The organism is Mesorhizobium sp. M0833, from assembly GCF_040319905.1.
Taxonomy (GTDB): domain Bacteria; phylum Pseudomonadota; class Alphaproteobacteria; order Rhizobiales; family Rhizobiaceae; genus Mesorhizobium.
Map to the genome: position 1 here is coordinate 1 of NZ_JAMYOQ010000079.1, position 2,633 is coordinate 2,633.

At 55.8% G+C, this 2,633-nt stretch carries 1 protein-coding gene; it reads right to left on the reverse strand.

Features of this window, described 5'->3' with window-relative positions; all coding sequences use genetic code 11:
• Positions 1-1,233: 1,233 nt before the first annotated feature.
• Positions 1,234-2,633 (reverse strand): calcium-binding protein (locus tag NKH98_RS32810; protein WP_352904303.1); only part of this gene is annotated, 1,400 nt, incomplete at its 5' end.

The following is a 2,633-nucleotide window of genomic DNA, read 5'->3' on the forward strand; positions in this document are numbered from 1 at the left end:
GTTACGCCCTCGTGCTCATTCAGATACACCAGGCCCTTCATGCCATCCGGCAATGCGTTGACCTGGCTAACATATTGAACGTCGGCCAGATTGAAGCCAGCGTTTGCGATTTCGGTGGCGGAACCACCCGAGGTGTAGTGCAGAGTTGCCATCCAGTAATCCTTTTTCTCGTTCGATAGCGCCCGAGGCCTACCTACTAGAGGGTGTATATTAGCGCCAAATCACATAAAGACACCCGTTGATAAAATCATTGAGCGTTTGTAGGAATGCTGCATGCATTGTGGCTTATTTTCATAAAAACGGGTTGTACACAAGAAACTTATCGCTTTTCTTAGGTCACAATCCCGGCGGAATCGCGACTTTATTTTGAAATAGCTGTAGCTTCGCAACTTAGGACGTTTAAATTACGGCAAATTACATTCTTGTTTGTTTTTGATTTATCAATTTACCTTACGAGATGAAAATCAGACAGACGTTAGCCACAAGAGCCAAGCCGCTCCGCGGTCTCACTGCCGCAAGCAATTAGTTGTGGACAATTCGTAGGCATCTGCGCGCTCAGCGGGCGGCAGATCTCCGTGATCGAGATCAAGTCAATGTAGGAAGCCGCTCAAGGTGAGAATAGGGGCGGTTCCCAGTTGGAGCGCCTGCCGCACTCGCCCATGAGGAAGACTTAAGCGACATCAAAGCGGTTCGGCCCACGTTTACAAGCGAGCGACAACTGCGGAATGACTGCCGGGTTCGCGGTGCCTGGTTCCTGCTCTCGCGCTCAAGTAATTGGCAGTCCCGATTTATCGATCGTGATCTGCGAAGGGGCGGTTTGTGAAGCCATGGCCGCTATTGCGCAGCGGATCTGATAGCGGCCCAGGGATCTGATACTCGATACCGGGCTCAGATGGGATCTGACCGTGCGTTGCCGACAAGAATCGAATAAGAGTAAAGAGACGAGAAAGTGCACACCGGATTACTCGCGAAGCCGTTTTGCTTCGTCGTCATGCACGGTGCGATGAGCTTCTCTTTCACTGAGATGCACTAAGTCCGTTTAAGACACGGAAGCGGCCGCGAACCGCGCCGAGTAAACTCGGTGGCGGGCAGATTCAAGCCACCCTTCAATGATACCCTGCTAGCGAACCCGCTGGTGACGAAGGTTGGGCACCCGCTTTGGAAAAATCCGGTGCTTGAACAAAGACGGAGCGGCGGACCGGCTCGAGCAGAAGGTCCGCCGTTCCGGGTCGTTCAGATCACAAGAAACGAACCTGCTGCAAGCGACAGACCTGGAGAGAGCGTGGCGAACTGTATTTGAGCTGCGCCACCGATCCCGTCGCTGTCGAAAGAGAGTGCTCCGGTTGAGTTGTTGTAGATGATATGATCGGAGCTATCATGTGCGGCCGCACCCGCAAAGAAAGCATCGGATGAAAGGCCTCCCAGCTTAAGCCCGGCAAAAACCGCGTCGTCGAGCTGGATCTTGTCCTGGAGCTTGTTGAAGTCGGTGATCCTGTCGATATTACCGGTTCCAAGAGCGCTGTTGAACACGAAGGCATCATTGCCTCCGTTACCGGTCAAGATGTCGGCACCTCGTGCGCCGTTGATGATGTTCGCGCCGGCGTTGCCCTGGATGGCTTGGTTAAACTCGTTGCCAGTGAGATTGATTGCTCCCGTGCCGGAAGGATTTGTGGTGGCAAGAAGCTCAACTTGGGAGCCGGCCGAAAGAGCATAGCTCACCGTGGAAAATACCCTGTCGCCGCCGCCGCCGGCCGCTTCAATCACCCTGTCGCCAGCATTGTCGACGACGTAAGTGTCATTGCCGCCATAGCCTGTCAGCGTGTCGGCGCCACCCATACCGTTGATGTAATTAGCACCGGCATTGCCTTGGATCGTCTGGGCGAACTCGTTGCCAACGAGATTGATTGCTGCCGTGCCGGAGGGATTCGTGGTAGCAAGAAGTTCGACCTGCGAGGCTGCCGAGTGCACAAGCGCAAAGCTTGCTGAGGCGAGCACCTTGTCGATACCACCGCCCACCGCCTCGAACACCCTGTCGCCGGCATTGTCTACATAGTACGTGTCGTTGCCGCCATAGCCGGTCATGGTATCGGCCCCACCCCCGCCGTTGATGACATTGGCGCCGGCATTGCCCTGGATAGTCTGGGCGAACGCATTGCCGGTCAGGTTGATCGCCGTGGTGCCGGACGGGCTGTTGGTGGCGAGAAGTTCGATCTCCGATCCGGCCGCAAGCGCATGACTTACGGAGGCGAATGCTTTATCGGTACCGCCGCCCGCAGCCTCAATCTCCTTATCGCGGACATCGTCGACATAATAGGTATCATTGCCGCCATAGCCGATCATCGTGTGGCCGCCGGCTCCGTGGAATACATCGTCGCCACTGGTGCCATATAAGGTGTCGCTTGTGTCGACGGGAGGCGGGGTGGTTCCGGTGGTAGCGAGGTTGTGCTCCCGGAAAACGGCCTGCAGTTCGGAGGAGCTTTCAAGCGCGGTGTCGCCGTTCTGCGTTCCCCATTTATAGGTGTAGTCGAAGCCGGGCGTCGGCACCAGTGCGGCCCAATGATCGATCATGATTTGCATCTGTTCGGGGGTGGGCATGACATGTCTTCCGCCATCGGAAGTCTCCCAGTTACCGC